Source organism: Taklimakanibacter lacteus (assembly GCA_003576695.1).
Taxonomy (GTDB): domain Bacteria; phylum Pseudomonadota; class Alphaproteobacteria; order Rhizobiales; family Aestuariivirgaceae; genus Taklimakanibacter; species Taklimakanibacter lacteus.
The window spans coordinates 1-19,375 of record QOZQ01000009.1 but is presented as its reverse complement, the minus strand read 5'-3'; the positions used below and the strand labels follow the sequence as shown (position 1 = coordinate 19,375).

The window sequence follows — 19,375 nt, the reverse complement described above, 5'->3', positions numbered from 1 at the left end:
TTCTCTGTCGTGGCAAGATCAGCACTCGCCACCAAAAAAACCCTGAGACTACGGCCAGTGGCCCGCGGTGTCGGATTGCGAATGGACCGGGAGTTATCAAGGAGGTCCTGCCTGCGGGTGTTGGGAGACACTTGCCCAGTTCCCGAACTGGTCTCGACTGCTCGGATGAAAGTGGTCGTACCGAGCCGATAGCTTTTGTGCGCAATGTCGAGCCGTCTGATTTCGGGCTCATCATGCGCGCATCGCACGCCTATTTTCTTTTCATCGGCACCTTGCTGACCGCTGCCGGCTATGGCGCGACTTTCCTGCTGACCGAGCATTTCCGCGCCCTGGGCGGCAGCGAGATCGACACCAGCACGACATCGGGCGGCGCCATGATCGGAACGCTGATCGGCGTGCCGCTGGTCGGCTGGTATGCGAAACGACTCAAGGCGGCGCGCATGGCGGCCATGGGCGCCGTCTCGGTGGCGGCGGGCTATGGTTTCCTGACCCTCCTCACCACCCTGACGCCACTCATTGCGGTGGCCGACTTCTTCATCGGGCTGGGCTGGGGCATCTTCTATCTCGCCGGCCCCATGGCGCTGTCGGAGCGCGTCAGCGACCAGGACCGCGGTTTCTGGTTCACCCGTTTCGGCGCCTTCCAGATGGCCGGCATCGGCTTCAGCCCGATCATCGCCTCGGCGCTGGTCACTCATATCGATCTCACGACCGCCGGCGCCTTCGGCGTGATCGCCACCGCTACCCTTCTCGCGGCGCTTCTGCTTCTCACTTTCGAGATTCTGTCGCCGCAAGCGCGCCAGGGCCAGGCGCAAAGCGGCAACTGGGTGCAGTCGCTGCCCGCGCTCTTCGCCTCGCGCGCCCGCTACCCTATCCTGATGGTGGGGCTTGGCGCCTGCGTGTTCAGCGGCATGCTCACCTTCCAGTCGTCGCTGGTGCGCGGCAGCGGCCTTGAGGCCGGCACCTATTTCGCCGCCTACGCCGTCACCGTCGTGGTGGCGCGCTTCATCCTGGCGCCGATCATCAGCCGCGCCGATGGCGACCGGGCGTCGATCATCCTGCTGGTCCTCATGAGCCTCGGCGTCGCCGCCGCCTTCGCCCTGGCGCTTGGACTTCCCGTCCAGATCACCAGCGCCGTCCTGCTCGGCCTCGGCTATGGGCTGGTCTATACCGTCATCCAGACGCAGGCCGTCAATGACGCGCCACCCGAGCAGCGCAGCGCGGCCCTTACCTGGTTCGTCATTGCCTATTTCCTCGGCATATTCGGCTTCCCGGTGCTCGGCGGCTGGATGATCGTGACTGTCGGTATTCCGGGCTTCCTTGCCGTCGTGCTGGCCTTCGCCCTTGCCGAGCTGGCGCTCGCCTTGCTGCGCGCCCGTGCGACCGAACGTAAGCCCGCCGACGCGCTCAGCTGATATCTCCTCGCATCCCTGGCTGGTGCGCAGGCCCACCTGTCCGCACCCATGTCGGCGGCCGCAAGCCGTTCAGTTCGCATGCGCCTTCAGGAATGCGGCCGAACGATCGAATGCAAGGCGGCCTGCGTCGGTGGTGAGCAGCATCTGATATTCATGATCGAGCGGCGGGACATGATCGGCGGGGTAGAAAAGCGCATCGACCTCGACGCCATGCGCACGCAACGCATCAGCGAGGCCCGTCGACTGCGGCGCCAGAGGATCGGCATTGCCGACAGAAATGAAGACGGGGGGATAAGCGGAGGTCACATGCGGCGCCACCGCCATCCGGGCGACGCGTGCGTCGCGCGGATCGGGCGTGCCAAGATATGACCAGATCACCGTGCGCATGAAACCGGCGAACGGGCCATCAAAATTCATCGTGGCCGGATCGTAAGGGCCGCAATAGAGCACAAGGCCGCGCAGAGAGTCGCGCGAAATGCCTGGCTCTATTCCCAGGCCGCGCGCATAACCCGCATCGGAGATAATGAGCGCCGTTTGCGCGGCAATTTGCGCGCCGGCTGAATCACCCGCGATGAATATCCGTTGCGGGTCGATGTCGAAACGACCGGCATTGGCGAGGACATGCGCCAGCGCGGCATTGACCTGCCGCAAGGGCGTGGGAAACTGCGCCCCGGGGGCAAGCGAATAATCGACGGCAACCGTCACGAAGCCTTGCGCGGCGAGGATCTGCAGATAGCCCGAGAGCTCGGCGCGTGATCCCCCGATGAATCCACCGCCATGCACCCAAATGACCGCTGGCAACGGCCCTTGCGCGTCGGGTGGCGCAAAGACGTCAAACAGGGCATCGCCGTCGTCCGGCGCGTAGCTCAGACCACGTTGGGCAACAATGCCTTGCGGCACAAGCGGCGCAATCGAGGCGGCAACCTCAGCACCGTTATTGGCGAAGGCATGGCGGATCAGCAGAACCGACGGCCAAGGGCTAAGCTGGAAGGCGGCGTACACGCCTACGGCAAGGGTGACGACCGTGCCGATGGCCAAAAGCACTGCCTTTCTCAGCAACACGGGTCCTCCCTGCAAGGCGCTGTATCCTAGCACCAGCGTCCGATCCCCGGAAGCAGGTTGCCGCCGGAAGCGCAAAGAGGGTTGCATCCCCGGCCGTTTGACGCTTTATGCGCAGGCCATGAGCTCCAACAATGCCCATATCAGCGGCCCGCCCACCGACCTGGCCGGCGCCATATTGACCGTCGATCTCGAGGCCATCCGGGAGAACTGGAAGCGACTCGCCGCCAAGGCGGCGCCGGCCGAATGCGGGGCCGCGGTCAAGGGTAATGCTTATGGGCTCGGCGTCGCGCAGGTCGCCAGGGCCTTGTGGACGGCGGGCTGCCGCACCTTCTTCGTGGCGCGGCCAATGGAGGGCGGCGAGTTGCGCAGCCTCCTGCCGCGCGAGGCCGTCATCTATGTGCTCGATGGGCTGTTTCCCGGCCAGGCCGAATTTTACGCGCGCGAAGACCTGCGCCCTGCCCTCATCACCATCGATGAGGCGCGCGAATGGGCGGCCTTCGGCACCCAATATGGCCGCAACCTGCCCTGCGCCATCCATGTCGATACCGGCATCAACCGGCTGGGCTTCTCAGGTCCCGCCTTCGAGGCCCTGATCTCCAACAATGAGATCATGGCGCGCCTCAACCTCACCTTGCTGATGAGCCATCTCGCCTGCGCCGATGAGCCGAACCATCCGCTCAATGGCCGGCAGAAGAGCGCCTTCGATGCCTTGCGCCGGCGCCTGCCCGGCATTCCGGCAAGCCTCGCCAATTCGAGCGGCATCTTCCTGGGCAGCGAATACCGCCATGACCTGGTCAGGCCCGGCATCGCGCTCTATGGCGGCAATCCGGTGGCGCCGGCGGCCAATCCGATGCTGCCCGTCGCCCATCTCGAAGGCACCGTGCTGCAGCTGCGCGAGATCGCGGCCGGCGAGAGCGTGGGTTATGGCGCCACCTGGCGGGCGACGCGCCAGACGCGCATCGCGGTGCTGGGGGCGGGCTATAAGGACGGCGTGCCGCGTTCCCTGAGCTCGCGCGCCACCAACGGACCCGCCCAGGTCTTCATCGGCGGCCGGCGCTGCCCGGTGATCGGGCGCGTGTCGATGGACATGATGGCCGTCGATGTCACGGGCGTGCCGATCGACAGCTGCCGGCGCGGAACAAGAGCGGAACTCATCGGCCGCAATATTGCCATCGATGAAACGGCAGAATGGGCGGGAACCATCTCCTATGAACTCCTCACCCGTTTAGGCCAGCGCTTCACCCGTCTATATTCGGGGGGCGAATCGCAAACCCCCAAGGCTCCCATCCCGTGAATTTCCTCGCCAATCTGGGCCGCGTCGTCCTGGCCCTCCTCGCCGAGATCGGGCGCATCGTCATCTTCCTCAAGGATGCGTTGCTGCAGGGCCTCACGCCCACCATCTATGTGCGCCAGATCCTCGAGCAGATGCTGCGCATCGGCTACAATTCGCTGCCCGTCGTCGGCCTCACCGCCTTCTTCACCGGCGGCGCGCTGGCCTTGCAGATCTATCTCGGCGGCTCGCGCTTCAATGCCGAAAGCCTCGTCTCCACCATCGTGGCGCTCGGCATCACGCGCGAGCTCGGCCCCGTGCTTGCCGGCCTCATGGTGGCGGGCCGGGTCGGCGCGTCCATCGCGGCCGAGCTCGGCACCATGCGCGTCACCGAGCAGATCGACGCCTTGACCACGCTTGCCACCAATCCGTTCAAATATCTCGTGGGCCCGCGCATCGTCGCCGGCGTCATCACGCTGCCCATCCTGGTCGGCATCGCCGATACGATCGGCATCATGGGCGGCTATATTGTCGGCACGCGCTCGCTCGGCTTCAATTCCTTCGCCTATATCAAGAACACCGTCGACTTCCTGCATCTCGATGACGTGACCTCGGGCCTCATCAAGGCCGCCGTCTTCGGCTTCATCATCACGCTGATGGGCTGCTATCACGGCTTCAATTCGAAAGGCGGCGCGCAGGGCGTCGGCCGCGCCACCACCAACGCCGTGGTGAGCTCGGCGATCCTCATCCTCGCCGCCAATTTCGCCCTCACCTCATTGCTGTTCTCGGAGTGACCTGATGGAGGAGAATGGCCACATCGTGCTCAAGGACGTGCGCAAGGCCTTCGGCCCCAAGCATGTGCTGAACGGCATCAATATCTCGGTGCCCAAGGGCCGCTCGCTGGTCGTCATCGGCGGATCCGGCACCGGCAAGTCGGTGATGATCAAGACCATCCTCGGCATCATCCGTCCCGATTCGGGATCGATCACCATTGGCGGCGAGGAAGTGACGAAGCTCAGCGGCAAGGAGCGCGACCAGTTCCTGCTGCGTTTCGGCATGCTGTTCCAGGGGGCTGCCCTCTTCGACTCGCTTCCCGTCTGGGAGAATGTCGCCTTCGGCCTCATCCAGGGCCGCAACACGCCGCGCATTGAAGCGCGCGACATCGCCATAGAGAAGCTCAGGCAGGTAGGGCTTGGACCCGAAGTGGGCGCGCTCTATCCGGCCGAGCTTTCGGGCGGCATGCAGAAGCGTGTCGGCCTCGCCCGCGCGGTGGCGGCAGACCCCGAGATCATCTTCTTCGACGAGCCGACCACCGGCCTCGACCCGATCATGGCGGATGTCATCAACAATCTCATCGTCGACTGCGTGAAGCGGCTCGGCGCCACGACCATCTCGATCACCCATGACATGGCCTCGGCGCGCAAGATCGCCGACCGCATCGCCATGATCCACAAGGGCGAGATCGTCTGGCAGGGTCCGGCGCGCGCTGTCGACTCCAGCGGCAACCCTTATGTCGACCAGTTCATCCATGGCCGTGCCGAAGGGCCTATCCAGATGGAAGTGCTGAAGGCGTGACGCCGGTCGAGCGCATCTATGCTCTTGATGGCGGCATTGCCGAAGTTGCCGATGCTTCGATGTATACGCCGGGCATCGATGTCGGCAAGCCGGTGATCTTGCCCTGCAACGCCTACCTCATCCGCCGCAGCGGTGAATGGATCCTGTGGGACACCGGCTCGGATGACGAATTGGCCAAAGTTCCGGGCGGCAAAATCATCGCCCATGGCATCCGCGGCGTGGTGAAACGGACACTCAAGTCGCAGCTCGACGAAATCGGCGTCGATCCCGCCGATGTGACGACACTGATCCTGTCGCACGCCCATTTCGATCATATCGGCAATGTCCGCCTGTTCCCGAAAGCGAAATGGATCGTGCACCGGAAAGAATATGACGCGATGTTCGGCCCTGACCATGATGAACATGGTTATGACCCCGGTCTCTATAAAACCCTGCGCAACAATCCGACCGAGATCATCGATGGTGACCATGACGTGTTTGGCGACGGCTCGATCCGTCTCATCGCGACACCCGGCCATACGCCGGGTCATTGCTCACTGGCAGTCCGCTTGCCGAAATCGGGCACCGTCATATTGAGCGGCGATGTCGCGCATTTCGAGAAAAGCTTCGTCCACCGGCGTGTGCCGAGCTTCAACTTCGATGCCGAACAGACAAAAGCCTCGATGGACAAGATCGACCGGATCATCAAGTCGAAGAAGGCGCAGCTGTGGATCAATCACGATGCCGAGCAGTGCGCCACCATCCCGCACGCACCGCAATGGGTCGAATAGATTGTCCATTCCCCGCTCGAAGCTGATTTCCTGGAATTGATCCAGCGCAAATGCATCACGCCAGCTGAGGCCTATATTGGCATTTGAACATGGCCGGCAGTTTGCCGGTCCTCCGCAGTGAACTCGTGCGGCCGGACTGCCGGAACCCTATGAGGCAAGGAGAATGCCGAGATGCTGATTACATTGCCACGCGCGGCTGTGTTTGCCGCGGCCGTCGCCGCAGCCATGACCGCTGGAGCCTTCGGCCAAACAACCACTCCTGAGGAGCATCATCCCGCTGAGCCGGAAAATATGGCTGGGCAAGGACAGGGTGGCATGATGGGCCAGATGGGGCCGGGAATGATGGGAGGCATGGGTTCCGGCATGATGGGGGGCATGATGCAGCCGGGCATGATGGGCGCAATGATGCCCATGCGCGGGCACATGATGAAGATCATGTTCGCGATTGCCGATACCAACGGTGATGGCGGGCTCTCGTTCGAGGAGGTTACGGCCCTGCACAAGCGAATCTTCGATAAGGTCGACGCCGACAAGGATGGCAAAGTGACACCGGAAGAGCTTCAGACCTTCATGCGGGAGTAGCAATGGAGTTTTCCGATGCACGAACGTCTTGCTCCGATCGCGGGTGGGATAGGCGCCGTCCTGTTCCTCACACCCGGCTTAGCATGGGCTCAAGCGCCGTCAGACGCCGAGCATTATGCATGGGGGCCGCGCATGATGTGGTGGGGTGAAGGGTGGCACGCGATGATGTTCGGCCCGTTGTTTATGATCCTCGTCCTCGCGATCGCAATTGCTGTCGTGGTCCTTCTCGTCCGCCGGCTGGGCGGACCATGGCAGGAGACGACGACCACACGCTACCCTGTGTCCGACCGCACGCCGCTCGACATTCTCAAGCAGCGTTTCGCGCGCGGCGAGATCGACAAGCAGGAGTTCGAGGAGCGCCGCCGCGTGCTCGGCGACTAGGCCATCGATGCGGATCCTGCTCATCCTGAATGATCCACCTTACGGCACCGAGCGTTGCTACAACGGCCTGCGCCTCGCCCTCGCCCTCACCAAGGGCGAGCCAGCGGCCGTCGTTACGGTGTTTCTGATGGCCGATGCCGTGGCGGCTGCGAAGACCGGCCAGAAGACACCCGACGGTTACTACAATATCGAGCGCATGCTGAAGGGGCTCGTCGCCACCAAGGGACAAGTCCTGCTGTGCGGCACCTGCATGGATGCGCGCGGCCTGACCGAAGCCGACATCACGGCCGGCGCGCGGCGCAGCACCATGATCGAGCTCGCGGAGATGACAGCTGCCGCAGACAAGGTGCTGGTATTCTGATCCGGCGAGAGCTGGGAACAAAGAAGGGCCGCACGAGGCGGCCCTTCCCGTGAGATGCGTTGATCAGCATCCCGAATAACGAATCAATCAGATAAGGCCAGGAGCCTCCGCTGCGATCCGCTCGAGCCTGATAAACGCAGTGAACTCACTCGACATCGGATCACCTCCTTTCGATTGTTGAAACCGTCCCTAGTGTGGGGGCTTGCCGAATAAAATTCAAGCGGGCAATTTCAGGCCCCCTTTCCCGCCAGGATCCCATCATGCCCGCAGCCGACATCATCATCACCAATGCCCGCATCCTGACCATAGATGGCGCCAGGCCCCGCGCCGAAGCGCTGGCGATCAGCGGAAGCCGGCTTCTCGCCGTCGGCGCACGGGATGATATGGCAGGCCTCAGGGCCAGCCATACGCGGGTGATCGACGCCAAAGGCAAGACCGTGCTGCCCGGCATCATCGAGAGCCATATGCATATTTTCCCGGGATCGGTCGAGCTCGACAGCCTGATGGTGACAGGGCTCGAAGGCATCGAGCCCCTGACCAGCGCGGTGCGGAGCTATTCGGCGGCGCGGCCCGAGGACAAGCTCGTCGTCGCCAATGGCGCCAATTACATGGCGATCCGGTCCAGCGGCGTGATCACAAGACAGGATCTCGACCATATCCTGCCGGACCGTCCCTTCATCCTGTGCTGCTTCGACCATCACACGGTATGGGCAAACACGGCGGCCCTGAGGGCGGCCGGGCTGCTTTCCGGCCGGGAGCTGCCACCCGGCAACGAGATCGTGATGGGGCCGGACGGACTCGCCACCGGCGAGCTCAAGGAAATGGCGGCCTTTGCGCCGGTCTTCGCGCTGACGCCGACCCAGGGGCGCGAATCACTCGGCCTGACGACAGGCGAGGATCCGGTGCCGCCGGCAACCGCGGCGCAGCGTCAGATCGACATGGCGGCGCTCAGGCGCGGACTCGCCTATTGCGCCTCGCTCGGCATCACCTCCATCCACAATATGGACGGCAATTTCTACCAGCTCGAATTGCTCGATCGGTTGCGCAAGGACGGCGACCTCACCTGCCGGGTACAGGTGCCGTGGCACCAGAAGAACTACTTCGCTCCCGAGCGCGTCGACGAAGCGATCGAGATGCGCTGGCGCTACAATGACGACATGCTCTATTCGGGGCGCGTCAAGATCTTCATGGATGGCGTGCTCGAATCCATGACGGCGCTGATGCTCGATGACTATCCCAACCATCCGGGCGAGCGCGGCCAGCCGCTCTTCACCGCCGAACAGTTCAATGACGTGGCGACGCGTGCCGACAAGCACGGCTTGCAGATCTCCGTGCATGCGATCGGCGATGGCGCGGTCAGGCGCACGCTCGACGGCTATGAGGCGGCACGCAAGGCCAATGGCAAACGCGACTCGCGCCACCGCATCGAGCATATCGAAGTCATCGCCCCTGCCGATATCCCACGCTTCAAGGAACTGGGCGTCACGGCCTCGATGCAGCCGATCGTGGGCTTGGGCGTCCCGGGCGGGCTGATCGAGCCCTGCCGCGAGCGGATCGGCCGAAAGCTTCCCTTCGCCTATGCCTGGCAGACGATGCGCGAGGCGGGCGCCCATATGAGCTTCTCTTCCGACTGGCCGGTCTCGCCGCTCGATCCTTTCCTCGGCATGCAGTCGGCGATGACGCAGGTGCCGCTTGCGCCCGACTGCCCGCCGCAAGCCCAGGGCCTGATGGAGGCGATCGCCGCCTTCACCTCGGATGGTGCCTATGCCGAATTCGCGGAAGGCAAGAAGGGCCGGCTGAAGACAGGCCTGCTCGCCGACGTGGTGGTGCTCGACGGCGATATCAAGGTGACGCCTCCTTCCGAGCTCTCGTCGATCAAGCCGGCGGTCACCATCTGCGACGGCAGGATCACCTTCACGGCCTGACCTGCATTCCATTCAACACCCCGTGATCGGCGTAACAGCGAGGCCCCGTATCGCGTATTGATCGGCATCGGTATCTCGAAAGGGAACGTCCATGCTTTCATCGCGCCCGATCCACCTTCTGGCACTGCTCGCCACGCTCCTTGCCGGCGGTGCCGGCCTGGCGACTGCCAAGGAAGGAATCGAGATTCCACCGCCCGCCATGGACGGGGCCGCCGCCATGGCCCAGACGGAGACAGCCATCCTGGCCGGCGGCTGCTTCTGGGGTGTGCAGGGTGTTTTTCAGCATGTGAAGGGCGTCACCAATGCGGTGTCCGGCTATGCCGGCGGCGAGGCGGGCACGGCGAATTACGGGATGGTCGGCAGCGACACGACCGGGCATGCGGAATCGGTCAAGATCACCTTCGATCCGGCCCAGATCAGCTATGGCCGCATCCTGCAGATCTACTTCTCCGTCGCGCATGACCCGACGCAACTGAACCGCCAGGGACCGGACAAGGGAACCCAATATCGCTCGGCAATATTCCCCGTGAGCAACGAGCAGGCGAAAGTCGCCAAGGCCTATATTGCTCAGCTCGACCAGACGAAGCTGTTCGAAAAGCCGATCGTCACAACGATCGAGCCAGACCGCGCCTTCTATCCGGCCGAGGACTATCACCAGGATTACCTGACGCTCAATCCGACATCCCTCTACATCATCTATAACGACCTGCCCAAGGTGGAGAACCTGAAGCAGCTGTTTCCAGCTCTCTACCGCGACGATCCGGTGCTGGTCTCGGAAGCGGGCATGTCGAACTGATCGCCACCCCTTGAAAAGGCGCCTGGCCGTCCCTATTTCAGGGCACCCCAGCCCCATTGGCTTCAATCCCGAGGCGACGTCATGCCTCCAGGTTGATGTGAGAGGATCAGGACGGATGTACTCCGGTCCTCTCTTCCCGCTGGCCGCTTGACGTCGGCCAGCCACCGGGCTGCGGGATCCAACTCTTGCGCTGACTCAGAGCGGGCCCTATCTCCCTTATCCATGGCTAAAGCCTCCTCGCAATTCGTCTGCCAGTCTTGCGGCGCGGTCTCGTCCAAATGGGCGGGACGCTGCGACAATTGCGGCGAATGGAACACGATCATCGAGGAGGCCGCCCCCACGCCGTTGTCGGGCGCCAAAGGTGCGAGCCTGCCCAAGGGCCGGGTCTCGCGCCTTGTCGGCCTGAAGGGTGAAACGGCAGCCCCTGCCCGCATCGAAACCGGCATCGCCGAACTCGACCGGGTGGCGGGCGGCGGCTTCGTGCCGGGCTCGGGCGTGCTCATCGGCGGCGACCCCGGCATCGGCAAATCCACTCTCCTGCTTCAGGCCATGGCGGCGCTCGCCAATCGCGGCCGCCGCGTGATCTATGTCTCGGGCGAAGAAGCGATCGCCCAGGTCCGGCTCAGGGCGGAGCGGCTCGGCATCGCCGATACCGCCGTTCTGCTCGCCGCGGAGACCAATGCCTCCGACATCGTAGCCACCCTGGCGGAAGGCGATCCGCCGGCCATTGCCGTCATCGATTCCATCCAGACCGTGTGGTCGCCGGTCATTGACGCAGCCCCCGGCACCGTCTCGCAGCTCAAGGCGGGATCGGAAGCGCTCATCCGCTTCGCCAAGCAGAAAGGCACGACCATCCTGCTCGTCGGCCATGTCACCAAGGACGGCCAGATCGCCGGCCCCAAGGTCATCGAGCACATGGTCGACACGGTCCTTTATTTCGAAGGCGATCGCGGCCACCAGTTCCGCATCCTGCGCGCCGTCAAGAACCGCTTCGGCCCGACGGACGAGATCGGCGTGTTCGAAATGTCGGATGGCGGGCTCAAGGAGGTCGCCAACCCGTCGCGCCTCTTCATGGGATCGGGCGAGCACCCGACTCCGGGCTCGGCCGTCTTTGCCGGCGTGGAAGGCACCCGACCGCTCCTCATCGAGGTCCAGGCCCTGGTCTCGCCTTCGCCCTTCGGCAATCCGCGGCGCACCGTGGTGGGCTGGGACGCCAACCGGCTGGCCATGGTGCTGGCCGTGCTCGAGGCGCGCGCCGGGGTCCAGATCGGCAATCACGATGTCTACCTCAATGTCGCGGGCGGGCTCAAAGTGAAGGAAACCGCTGCCGACCTGGCCGTGGCGGCAGCCCTTCTCTCCTCCCTCACCGGCACGATCGTTCCCCATGGCACAACGCTTTTCGGCGAAATCGCTCTCTCGGGCGCCATCCGTCCCGTGAGCCTTGCGGAGGCGCGTGTCAAAGAGGCACAGAAGCTTGGTCTTAAAGAAGCTGTGACCGCCGCGCGGCCCGAGCTTTCTAGCCCAAAAGGCTTTAAAATCAAGCCTTTGGAGACAATCGCAGACCTTGTCGCCTGGGCCGCGGCGCAACCAAGGGGCCTCGCCCGAATCGCCTAGCCCATGCCACAAAAGCTGCCTATAAGATCGCGATCAACTCCATCCGGACGGTCTGGCTAATGCCATTTCAACTGCTCGATCTCATTCTTGCCGGCATCATGCTCATTTCGGGATTGCTCGCGCTGATGCGCGGCTTCACCCGCGAGGTGCTCTCGCTCATCGCCTGGGGTGCCGCGGCGGTGGCGGCCTATTTCGCCATCCATTCGAAGGAGGCGATCGCCTTTGCCGGCCAGTATCTGCAGCCCGAGATCGTCGCCAAGATCGCGGTCGGCGGCAGCGCATTCCTCATTATACTGATCATCGTGTCGCTGATCAGCGTGAAGCTCTCGGACGTGGTGGTCGATTCCGCCGCCGGCGCCTTCGATCGCACGCTCGGCTTCTTCTATGGCCTGGGGCGCGGCCTGGTGCTGGTGGTCATTGCCTATCTCTTCTATGGCTGGTTCATTCCCGCCGACCGCCAGGAGGAGTGGGTGAAGAACGCGCGCTCGCTGCCGGTCATCCAGTCGGTGGGCGAAGTGATCCTCTCGCTGGTGCCACCCGACATCGCCGAGACGCTGACCAATTCATCGATCCTCGGCAACCAGCCGACGACAACGACGCAGCAGACGCCGGCGGCGCAGACCGGTACCGGCGATACGACGACGGCGGCGCCGGACGAGGAAGGCTACAAGAAGAACGAGTCGCAAGGCCTCGACCAGCTCATCCAGGGAACGCAAGGGCAGCAACAGCAGAGTTCGCCGCCTCCCGACAATCAGGAGCAGCCGGATTTCGGCGGCCAGAGCAACCCCAACTGAGGACAGATGTGATGGCGGCGCCCGGTGGCAATCCCGAATTCAATTTCGATTTGGACGGCGATACGCTGCGCGAGGAATGCGGTGTCTTCGGAATCTTCGGGCATGACGACGCGGCGGCGCTGACCGCCCTCGGCCTGCATGCCTTGCAGCATCGCGGCCAGGAAGCCGCCGGCATCGTCGCCTTCAACGGCGAGCGCTTCCATTCGGAACGCCGTCTCGGCCTGGTTGGCGATCATTTCTCCAGCGAGAACACCATCAAGCGCCTGCAAGGGCGCGTGGCGCTCGGCCATGTGCGCTACTCGACGACCGGCGAGACCATCCTGCGCAATGTGCAGCCGCTGTTCGCCGAGCTTTCGGCCGGCGGCCTTGCGGTCGCCCACAACGGCAATCTGACCAACGGCCTCACCTTGCGGCGCGAGCTCGTGGCGCAGGGGGCCATCTGCCAGTCGACCTCCGACACGGAAGTGATCCTTCATCTCGTGGCCCGCTCGCAGAAGCCGCGCATCGTCGAGCGCTATATCGATGCGCTGCGGGCCCTCGAAGGTGCCTATTCGCTGGTCGCCATGACCAACAAGAAGCTCATCGGCGCGCGCGACCCCTTGGGGATAAGGCCGCTGATCCTCGGCGAGCTCAACGGCGCCTATATATTGTGCTCGGAAACCTGCGCACTTGACATCATCGGCGCGCGGTTCGTGCGCGAGGTGGAGAATGGCGAAGTGATCGTCATCTCGGAAGACGGCGTGGAATCGCTCAGGCCGTTCCCGCGCATGCATCCGCGCCCTTGCGTCTTCGAATATGTCTATTTCTCGCGTCCCGACAGCATCCTCGGCGGCCGCTCGGTCTATGAAGTGCGCAAGCAGTTCGGCCGCCAGCTGGCCCAGGAATCGCCCGCAGATGTCGATGTCATCATCCCGGTGCCGGATTCGGGCGTGCCGGCGGCGCTCGGCTTCTCGCAAGAGGCCGGAATTCCCTTCGAGCTCGGCATCATCCGCAACCACTATGTGGGCCGCACCTTCATCGAGCCGACCCAGACCATCCGGGCGCTCGGCGTCAAGCTCAAGCACAATGCCAACCGCGCCGTGATCAGCGGCAAGCGCGTGCTGCTCGTCGATGACTCGATCGTGCGCGGCACCACCTCGGTCAAGATCGTGCGCATGATGTATGAGGCGGGTGCCCGTGAAGTTCATATGCGCATCGCCTGCCCGCCGATCCGGCATCCCGATTTCTACGGCATCGATACGCCGGAGCAGAAGTCGCTGCTTGCGGCGACGCACACGCTGGAAGAGATGCGCGATTATATCGGCGTCACCTCGCTCGCCTTCCTCTCGGTCGACGGCCTCTATCGCGCGGTCGGCCATGACGGGCGCGACCCGGTCCGGCCGCAATTCACCGATCATTGCTTCACCGGCGACTATCCGACCCATCTCACCGACATCATCGGCGAATCCGCCAAGCAGCAGCTGTCGCTCCTCGCCGAGGCCGGCTGAAAGACATCATGGCCAGAGAACTCGAGAACCGCATCGCGGTCGTCACCGGTGCGTCGCGCGGCATTGGCAAATCGGCCGCCCTCGCCCTTGCCAGGAAAGGCGCCCATGTCATCGCTCTTGCCCGCACGCAAGGCGGGCTCGAAGAGCTTGATGACGAGATCAAGGCGCTGGGCGGCTCGGCCACATTGGTGCCGGCCGATATCAAGGATTTCCCGGCCCTCGACCGGCTGGGGGCCGCCATCCATGAGCGCTGGGGCAGGCTCGACATCCTGGTGGGCAATGCCGGCATTCTCGGCAAGCTGTCGCCCTTGGGTCATATCGAGCCCAAGAGCTGGGATGAGGTGATGGCGGTGAATGTGACCGCCAACTGGCGGCTCATCCGCTCGCTCGATCCGCTGCTCAAGCGCTCGGATGGCGGGCGCGCCGTGTTCCTGACGTCGGGCGCCGCCCATAAGACCTTCGCCTATTGGGGCACCTATTCCATCTCCAAGGCCGCGCTCGAGGCGCTGGTCAAGACCTATTCCGCCGAGGTCGCCACCACCACGGTGACCGCCAACATGTTCAGTCCCGGGCCTACCCGCACGCGCATGCGGGCATTGGCGATGCCGGGCGAGGATCCTCTGACCTTGCCGTCGGCCGATGAGGTCGCAGCCCAACTCGTGGAAATGTGCCTGCCGTCTTTCAGGGACAATGGGGCGATCTACAAATACGCCCCCACGGGACTGTTCAAGTTCGAACACTAGACCACGATCAAAGTCGACCCCTATTGCAACTACCTGATGGAATGCGGTGACGGGCTGATTGAATCTCATCACCTTGCGACAGTCACGTCTTGCGCAAATCAAAGGCAAGCCGATCACGCTGGCAGATTCAGCTTAACGAACCGGCATGTTGACGGCTTGCGCGTAATCGCCTAGCTTTTGTCATACAAATAAGACTAATAGTGGCATTGCCGCCAGCGGCCAACGCGGCGGCTATCAAGGGAGGACTGCAATGAAACGCATGCTCATGGCCGGTGCAGCTTTCGCCATCGCTCTGTCGATGACGATGAGCGCCGGCGCCCAGGACAAGAAGACGCTCGCTTTCGTGGTGAACGGTGCGTCCGACTTCTGGAAGATCGCCGAGGCGGGCGTCAAGAAGGCCCAGGAAGAACTGCCGAACTACAATCTCGAGCTCAAATATCCCGAACAGGCTGCCGCCGCGATCCAGCAGCGCCTGATGGACGACCTGGTCGCCGCCGGTGTTTCCGCCATCATGGTGAGCGCCATCGATCCCAAGACCTCGACCGAGGCGCTCGACCGGGTCGGCGGCCAGGTACCGCTGTTCACCACCGACAGCGACGCGCCGCAAAGCAAGCGCCTCGCCTATATCGGCAGCTCCAATGTCGAGCTCGGCAAGGATGCCGGCAAGCTCGTCCTCAAGGCCCTGCCCGAAGGCGGCAAATGCGTGGGCTTCGTGGGCCTGCCCGGCGCCGACAATGCGCGCGAGCGCATCGAAGGGGTCAAGGACGTCATCAAAGGCTCGAAGGTCGAGCTCGTCGACGTGCGCGGCGACGACATCGACCAGACGCGCGCCAAGCGCAATGTCGAGGACACGCTCTCCGCGATGTCCGACGTCAACTGCATGATCGGCTTCTATTCGTACAACACGCCGCGCATCTATGAAGTGCTGAAGGAATCGGGCAAGCTCGGCCAGATCAAGGTCATCGGCTTCGATGAAGACCCGATCACGCTGGGCGGCGTGCGCGAAGGCACGATCGAGGGTACCGTCGTCCAGAATCCTTATGAATGGGGCTATCAGGGCATGAAGCTGATGGCGAAGGTTCTAGAGGGTGACAAATCCGGTATTCCGGCGGACGGCCTCATCATCGTGCCCGGGCAGGTCATCGAGAAAGGCAATGTCGATGCCTTTGAAGCGGAACTGAAGGCCCGGGTCGGCAAATAGCCCCGGGTTTCGCGGCCGGCGCTTCGGGGCGCCGGCCGCTTGCATCCCAAGCAAAATCGTCCGAGATTTCAGCCCTGCATGACACAGAGCGCTGCTGAGACTCCCACCCGCGCAATGGCCGAGCCGTTCCTGGATCTCAGCGACATCAGCAAGGCCTATCCCGGGGTCCAGGCCCTGGACGGCATCAGCTTCAGTGTCGCTTCCGGCGAAGTCATCGGGCTGGTCGGCGAGAATGGCGCCGGCAAGTCGACCCTCATGAAGATCCTGGGGGGTGTGGTCACGCCGGACAAGGGCGTGATCCGCATTGCCGGAGCGCCCTGCCCGGCCCTTACGGTCAACGAGGCGTCACGCGCCGGCATCGCCTTCGTGCATCAGGAACTCAACCTCTTCGAAAATCTCGATGTGGCGGCGAATGTGTTCATTGGCCGCGAACCCTCGACCGGAGGGCCGTTCCGGCTGGTCGACAACCGCACCATGCATGCCGAGACCGGAAAGCTCCTCCATCTGCTGGGCGTGGATTTCTCGCCGGCTACGCCGGTGGCCCAGCTGTCGCTGGCGCAGCAACAGCTGGTCGAGATCACCAAGGCCTTGTCCCTCGATGCGCGGCTCGTGATCATGGATGAGCCGACGTCGAGCCTCACGGTCAGCGAAACCAACCGGCTTCTCAAGGTCATCGCCGATCTCAAAACGCGTGGCGTCAGCGTCATCTTCATCTCGCACCGCCTGCATGAGGTTGAAAGATGCGCCGACCGGGTCATTGTGCTGCGCGACGGACGCAAGGTCGGCGAGCTCGGCCAAGGCGAGATCCGCCATGACGCCATGATCCGGCTGATGATCGGGCGCAGCCTGAAATCGCTCTATCTTGCCCCCGCTGCGCCACCGCGGGCAGAAGCGATGGCTCTCGATCAGGTCCGAACCAGCACCTTCCCCGAGCAGAATGTAAGCCTGAGCCTGCGGCAGGGCGAGATACTGGGGCTTGCCGGGCTGGTCGGCTCGGGCCGCACCGAGCTTGCCCGCGCGCTGTTCGGCATCGACCACAAGCTTGGCGGCGACGTGAAGCTCGCCGGCAGGCCGGTTGCCATCACCTCGCCGCGCGAAGCCATCGACAATGGGCTCTTCCTGGTGCCGGAGGACCGCAAGCGTTCGGGCCTGCTGCTCGACGTCTCGATCTCGGAGAACATATCGCTGCCAGATCTCGTGAGTTACACGAAAAGCTTCCTGATGCAGCCTGCGCCCGAGGCCGAGAATGCCGAGCGCCAGCGCAAGCGGCTCAATATCAAGACCCGCTCCGTCATGGCGGCGGCCGGTACCCTGTCGGGCGGCAACCAGCAGAAGGTCGTGCTCGCCAAATGGCTTTCCATGCGGCCCAAAGTCATCATCTTCGATGAGCCGACCCGCGGCGTCGATGTCGGCGCCAAGCAGGAGATCTACGAGCTGATGCGGGACTTGAGCGACCAGGGGGTCGCGATCCTGATGATCTCGAGCGACATGGAGGAGGTCATCGGGGTGAGCGACCGGATGGCGGTCATGCATGAGGGCCGGATCAGCGGTTTCCTCGAGCGCGACAGGTTCAGCGAAGACAATGTCCTCAAACTGGCGGTCGGCCAAAGTCTGCAATAGGATAGGCAATGCTCAAGAAAGACCTCGGCCTGTTAATCCTGATCCTGGTGGTCGGCGCCGTCGTCGCCTTCATCAATCCGCGCTTCCTGTCGCCGATCAATCTCTCCAACACGATGAATCTCATCGGACTCTACGGCCTGTTCTCGATCGGCGTCGGCTTCGTCATCATCACCGGCGGCATCGAGTTGTCGGTCGGTTCGATGTTCGCGCTCCTCGGCGTCATCTTCATCGACCTCCTGTCGACCTATGATGTGAGCTGGATGCTGGCCTTCCTGCTCATCGTGCTGGCAGGACTGTTGCTGGGCTCATTGCATGGCTTCCTGGTCACGCGGATGAACATGCAGCCTTTCATCGTCACCTTATGCGGTCTCCTGATCTATCGCGGCATCGCGCGCTTCTATACCGAGGATGCGACCGCGGGCTTCGCCTTCGGCACCAGCTTCCCCATGCTCGAATGGCTGGTGGCGGGACGCACTTTCGGCATACCGCACAGCTTCATCGCCTTCATCATCATCGCCGTCATCATGGGCATCGTGCTGCACCGCTCGATCTTCGGGCGCTATCTTTTCGCGGTCGGCAAGAACGAGGAAGCGGCCCGCTATTCCGGCATCCGCACCGGGCGGGTGATTGCCGCGGCCTATATCATCTGCGGCGGGCTTGCCGGCCTCGCCGCGATCTTCCTCGCCATGTATACGCGCTCGATCTCGCCCGCCTCGCATGGCAATTTCTACGAGCTCTATGCCATCGCCGCGGCGGTGCTCGGCGGCTGTTCCTTGCGCGGCGGCGAAGGTTCGGTGCTCGGCATCGTGCTCGGCACCATCCTGCTGCAGGTGCTGCAGAACCTCGTCAATCTCCTGGGAATTCCGAGCTCGCTCAATTTCGCCGTGATCGGCACCGTCATCCTGATCGGCGTCCTGGCCGACCAGCAGATCATGCGGCGCGGCGGCTTCGGACAGATCTTCGGGCGGACGAAAACCGTGGCTCAGCCGGCTGCCGAAAGACAAACCTAACTCTTTGTAATTGTTTCCCTTATCTGCGAAGGCTTGCAAATCGAAGAATATGTAGTATATTTTCTTATGAATGTACTACATGAAGCTCCGATGCGCGTCACTTATATGACCAGCGCTTCCTTCAACCAGAATCCGAGCAAGGCGAAGAAGGAAGCCGATGAGCGCCCCCTGGTCATAACCGACCATGGCGAAGCCGCCTATGTGCTCATGCGCTATGCCGAGTTTGAGGCCAATTGGAAGAAGCCCAAGAGCCTCTTTGATGCCCTGCGCGATCCCAAGGCAACCGCCGAAGGAGATTTCGCGCCAGAGCGCCTGACCTTCGATGACCGCGATGCCAGCTTCTGATGCGTTATCTTCTGGATACCAATGTCGTATCGGCCGCTAGGCGGCCGGAGAGGCAGGATAAGGCGTTCCAGAAGTTTCTGCGCGACTTCGACATGCGCGACGCGTTCATCTCTTCCATAGCGATCATGGAAATTAAGTTCGGGATTGAGCGAGAGCGAAGCAGAAACCCCGCGTTCGTTGCTGACCTCGAAAGGTGGTTGCAGGATATTGTGCTCGCCGAATTCACCGACCGCATCATCGGGTTCGACCTCGCGATAGCCTTGCGTGCAGGCGTGCTGCCGACGTCAGACCGGCGGCCGACAGTAGATGGTCGCCCGTGAAGAAGCTGATTTCAAGCTGGGATAAGCCGGGGCCGGGGATTGTGGAGCGTGTCAGTCTCCCCATCAGCTTGGGCAAAGCCGATCAGCCGGGCGAGGCATAGGCACCA

Annotated in this window: 20 protein-coding genes; 19 read left to right on the top strand and 1 reads right to left on the bottom strand. The window is 63.2% G+C overall.

Annotation, left to right across the window (positions count from 1 at the left end; genetic code table 11):
• Positions 1–233: 233 nt before the first annotated feature.
• Positions 234–1,412: an MFS transporter gene (locus tag DT068_RS18315; RefSeq protein WP_119391594.1), complete on the top strand. Its 1,179-nt coding sequence runs from the start codon at positions 234–236 to the stop codon at positions 1,410–1,412.
• A gap of 69 nt (positions 1,413–1,481) precedes the next feature.
• On the opposite strand, the gene DT068_RS18310 is transcribed toward DT068_RS18315, so the two are convergent.
• A complete protein-coding gene (locus tag DT068_RS18310) occupies positions 1,482–2,549 on the bottom strand; it encodes an alpha/beta hydrolase (RefSeq protein ID WP_368904815.1) in 1,068 nt (355 codons plus the stop codon).
• 43 nt (positions 2,550–2,592) lie between these two features.
• Between DT068_RS18310 and alr the strand changes: the two genes are divergently transcribed.
• From alr to DT068_RS18220, 18 genes are all read left to right on the top strand, one after another.
• A complete protein-coding gene (gene alr, locus DT068_RS18305) occupies positions 2,593–3,768 on the top strand; it encodes an alanine racemase (protein WP_119391593.1) in 1,176 nt (391 codons plus the stop codon).
• Positions 3,765–4,538 carry an MlaE family ABC transporter permease gene (locus DT068_RS18300; RefSeq protein ID WP_119391331.1) on the top strand — a complete coding sequence of 258 codons (774 nt, stop codon included), beginning with the start codon at positions 3,765–3,767 and terminating at the stop codon, positions 4,536–4,538. The genes alr and DT068_RS18300 overlap by 4 nt, the downstream gene beginning before the upstream one ends.
• A 4-nt stretch (positions 4,539–4,542) precedes the next feature.
• On the top strand, positions 4,543–5,319 hold the full coding sequence (locus tag DT068_RS18295) for an ABC transporter ATP-binding protein (protein ID WP_119391330.1): 777 nt from the start codon (positions 4,543–4,545) through the stop codon (positions 5,317–5,319).
• Positions 5,316–6,089: an N-acyl homoserine lactonase family protein gene (locus DT068_RS18290; RefSeq protein WP_368904814.1), complete on the top strand. Its 774-nt coding sequence runs from the start codon at positions 5,316–5,318 to the stop codon at positions 6,087–6,089. Before DT068_RS18295 ends, DT068_RS18290 begins: the two co-directional genes overlap by 4 nt.
• A gap of 171 nt (positions 6,090–6,260) precedes the next feature.
• Positions 6,261–6,671, top strand: a complete 411-nt coding sequence (locus DT068_RS18285; protein WP_119391329.1) for an EF-hand domain-containing protein — start codon at positions 6,261–6,263, stop codon at positions 6,669–6,671.
• 132 nt (positions 6,672–6,803) lie between these two features.
• Complete coding sequence (locus tag DT068_RS18280; RefSeq protein WP_368904813.1) at positions 6,804–7,052, top strand: SHOCT domain-containing protein; 249 nt, start codon at positions 6,804–6,806, stop codon at positions 7,050–7,052.
• Positions 7,053–7,059: 7 nt separating this feature from the next.
• Complete coding sequence (locus DT068_RS18275) at positions 7,060–7,413, top strand: DsrE/DsrF/TusD sulfur relay family protein (protein WP_119391327.1); 354 nt, start codon at positions 7,060–7,062, stop codon at positions 7,411–7,413.
• Between the two features lie 260 nt (positions 7,414–7,673).
• Complete coding sequence (locus tag DT068_RS18270; protein WP_119391326.1) at positions 7,674–9,338, top strand: amidohydrolase; 1,665 nt, start codon at positions 7,674–7,676, stop codon at positions 9,336–9,338.
• A 91-nt stretch (positions 9,339–9,429) separates the two neighbouring features.
• Complete coding sequence (gene msrA / locus DT068_RS18265; RefSeq protein ID WP_119391325.1) at positions 9,430–10,134, top strand: peptide-methionine (S)-S-oxide reductase MsrA; 705 nt, start codon at positions 9,430–9,432, stop codon at positions 10,132–10,134.
• A gap of 222 nt (positions 10,135–10,356) precedes the next feature.
• Positions 10,357–11,748: a DNA repair protein RadA gene (gene radA, locus DT068_RS18260; protein ID WP_119391324.1), complete on the top strand. Its 1,392-nt coding sequence runs from the start codon at positions 10,357–10,359 to the stop codon at positions 11,746–11,748.
• 59 nt (positions 11,749–11,807) lie between these two features.
• The gene (locus DT068_RS18255; RefSeq protein WP_119391323.1) at positions 11,808–12,542 is read left to right on the top strand and encodes a CvpA family protein; all 735 of its coding nucleotides are present in this window, start codon (positions 11,808–11,810) and stop codon (positions 12,540–12,542) included.
• Between the two features lie 11 nt (positions 12,543–12,553).
• Positions 12,554–14,029, top strand: a complete 1,476-nt coding sequence (purF, locus tag DT068_RS18250) for an amidophosphoribosyltransferase (protein ID WP_119391322.1) — start codon at positions 12,554–12,556, stop codon at positions 14,027–14,029.
• Between the two features lie 8 nt (positions 14,030–14,037).
• Positions 14,038–14,772, top strand: coding sequence for an SDR family NAD(P)-dependent oxidoreductase (locus DT068_RS18245; protein ID WP_368904812.1), 735 nt, complete (start codon positions 14,038–14,040; stop codon positions 14,770–14,772).
• Positions 14,773–15,022: 250 nt separating this feature from the next.
• Complete coding sequence (locus DT068_RS18240; RefSeq protein ID WP_119391321.1) at positions 15,023–15,973, top strand: sugar-binding protein; 951 nt, start codon at positions 15,023–15,025, stop codon at positions 15,971–15,973.
• Between the two features lie 114 nt (positions 15,974–16,087).
• Positions 16,088–17,593, top strand: a complete 1,506-nt coding sequence (locus tag DT068_RS18235; protein ID WP_119391320.1) for a sugar ABC transporter ATP-binding protein — start codon at positions 16,088–16,090, stop codon at positions 17,591–17,593.
• An 8-nt stretch (positions 17,594–17,601) separates the two neighbouring features.
• A complete protein-coding gene (locus DT068_RS18230; RefSeq protein WP_119391319.1) occupies positions 17,602–18,603 on the top strand; it encodes an ABC transporter permease in 1,002 nt (333 codons plus the stop codon).
• A 90-nt stretch (positions 18,604–18,693) separates the two neighbouring features.
• Positions 18,694–18,948 carry a type II toxin-antitoxin system Phd/YefM family antitoxin gene (locus DT068_RS18225; protein ID WP_119391318.1) on the top strand — a complete coding sequence of 85 codons (255 nt, stop codon included), beginning with the start codon at positions 18,694–18,696 and terminating at the stop codon, positions 18,946–18,948.
• Positions 18,948–19,268, top strand: a complete 321-nt coding sequence (locus tag DT068_RS18220; protein ID WP_119391317.1) for a PIN domain-containing protein — start codon at positions 18,948–18,950, stop codon at positions 19,266–19,268. Before DT068_RS18225 ends, DT068_RS18220 begins: the two co-directional genes overlap by 1 nt.
• Positions 19,269–19,375: the final 107 nt, after the last annotated feature.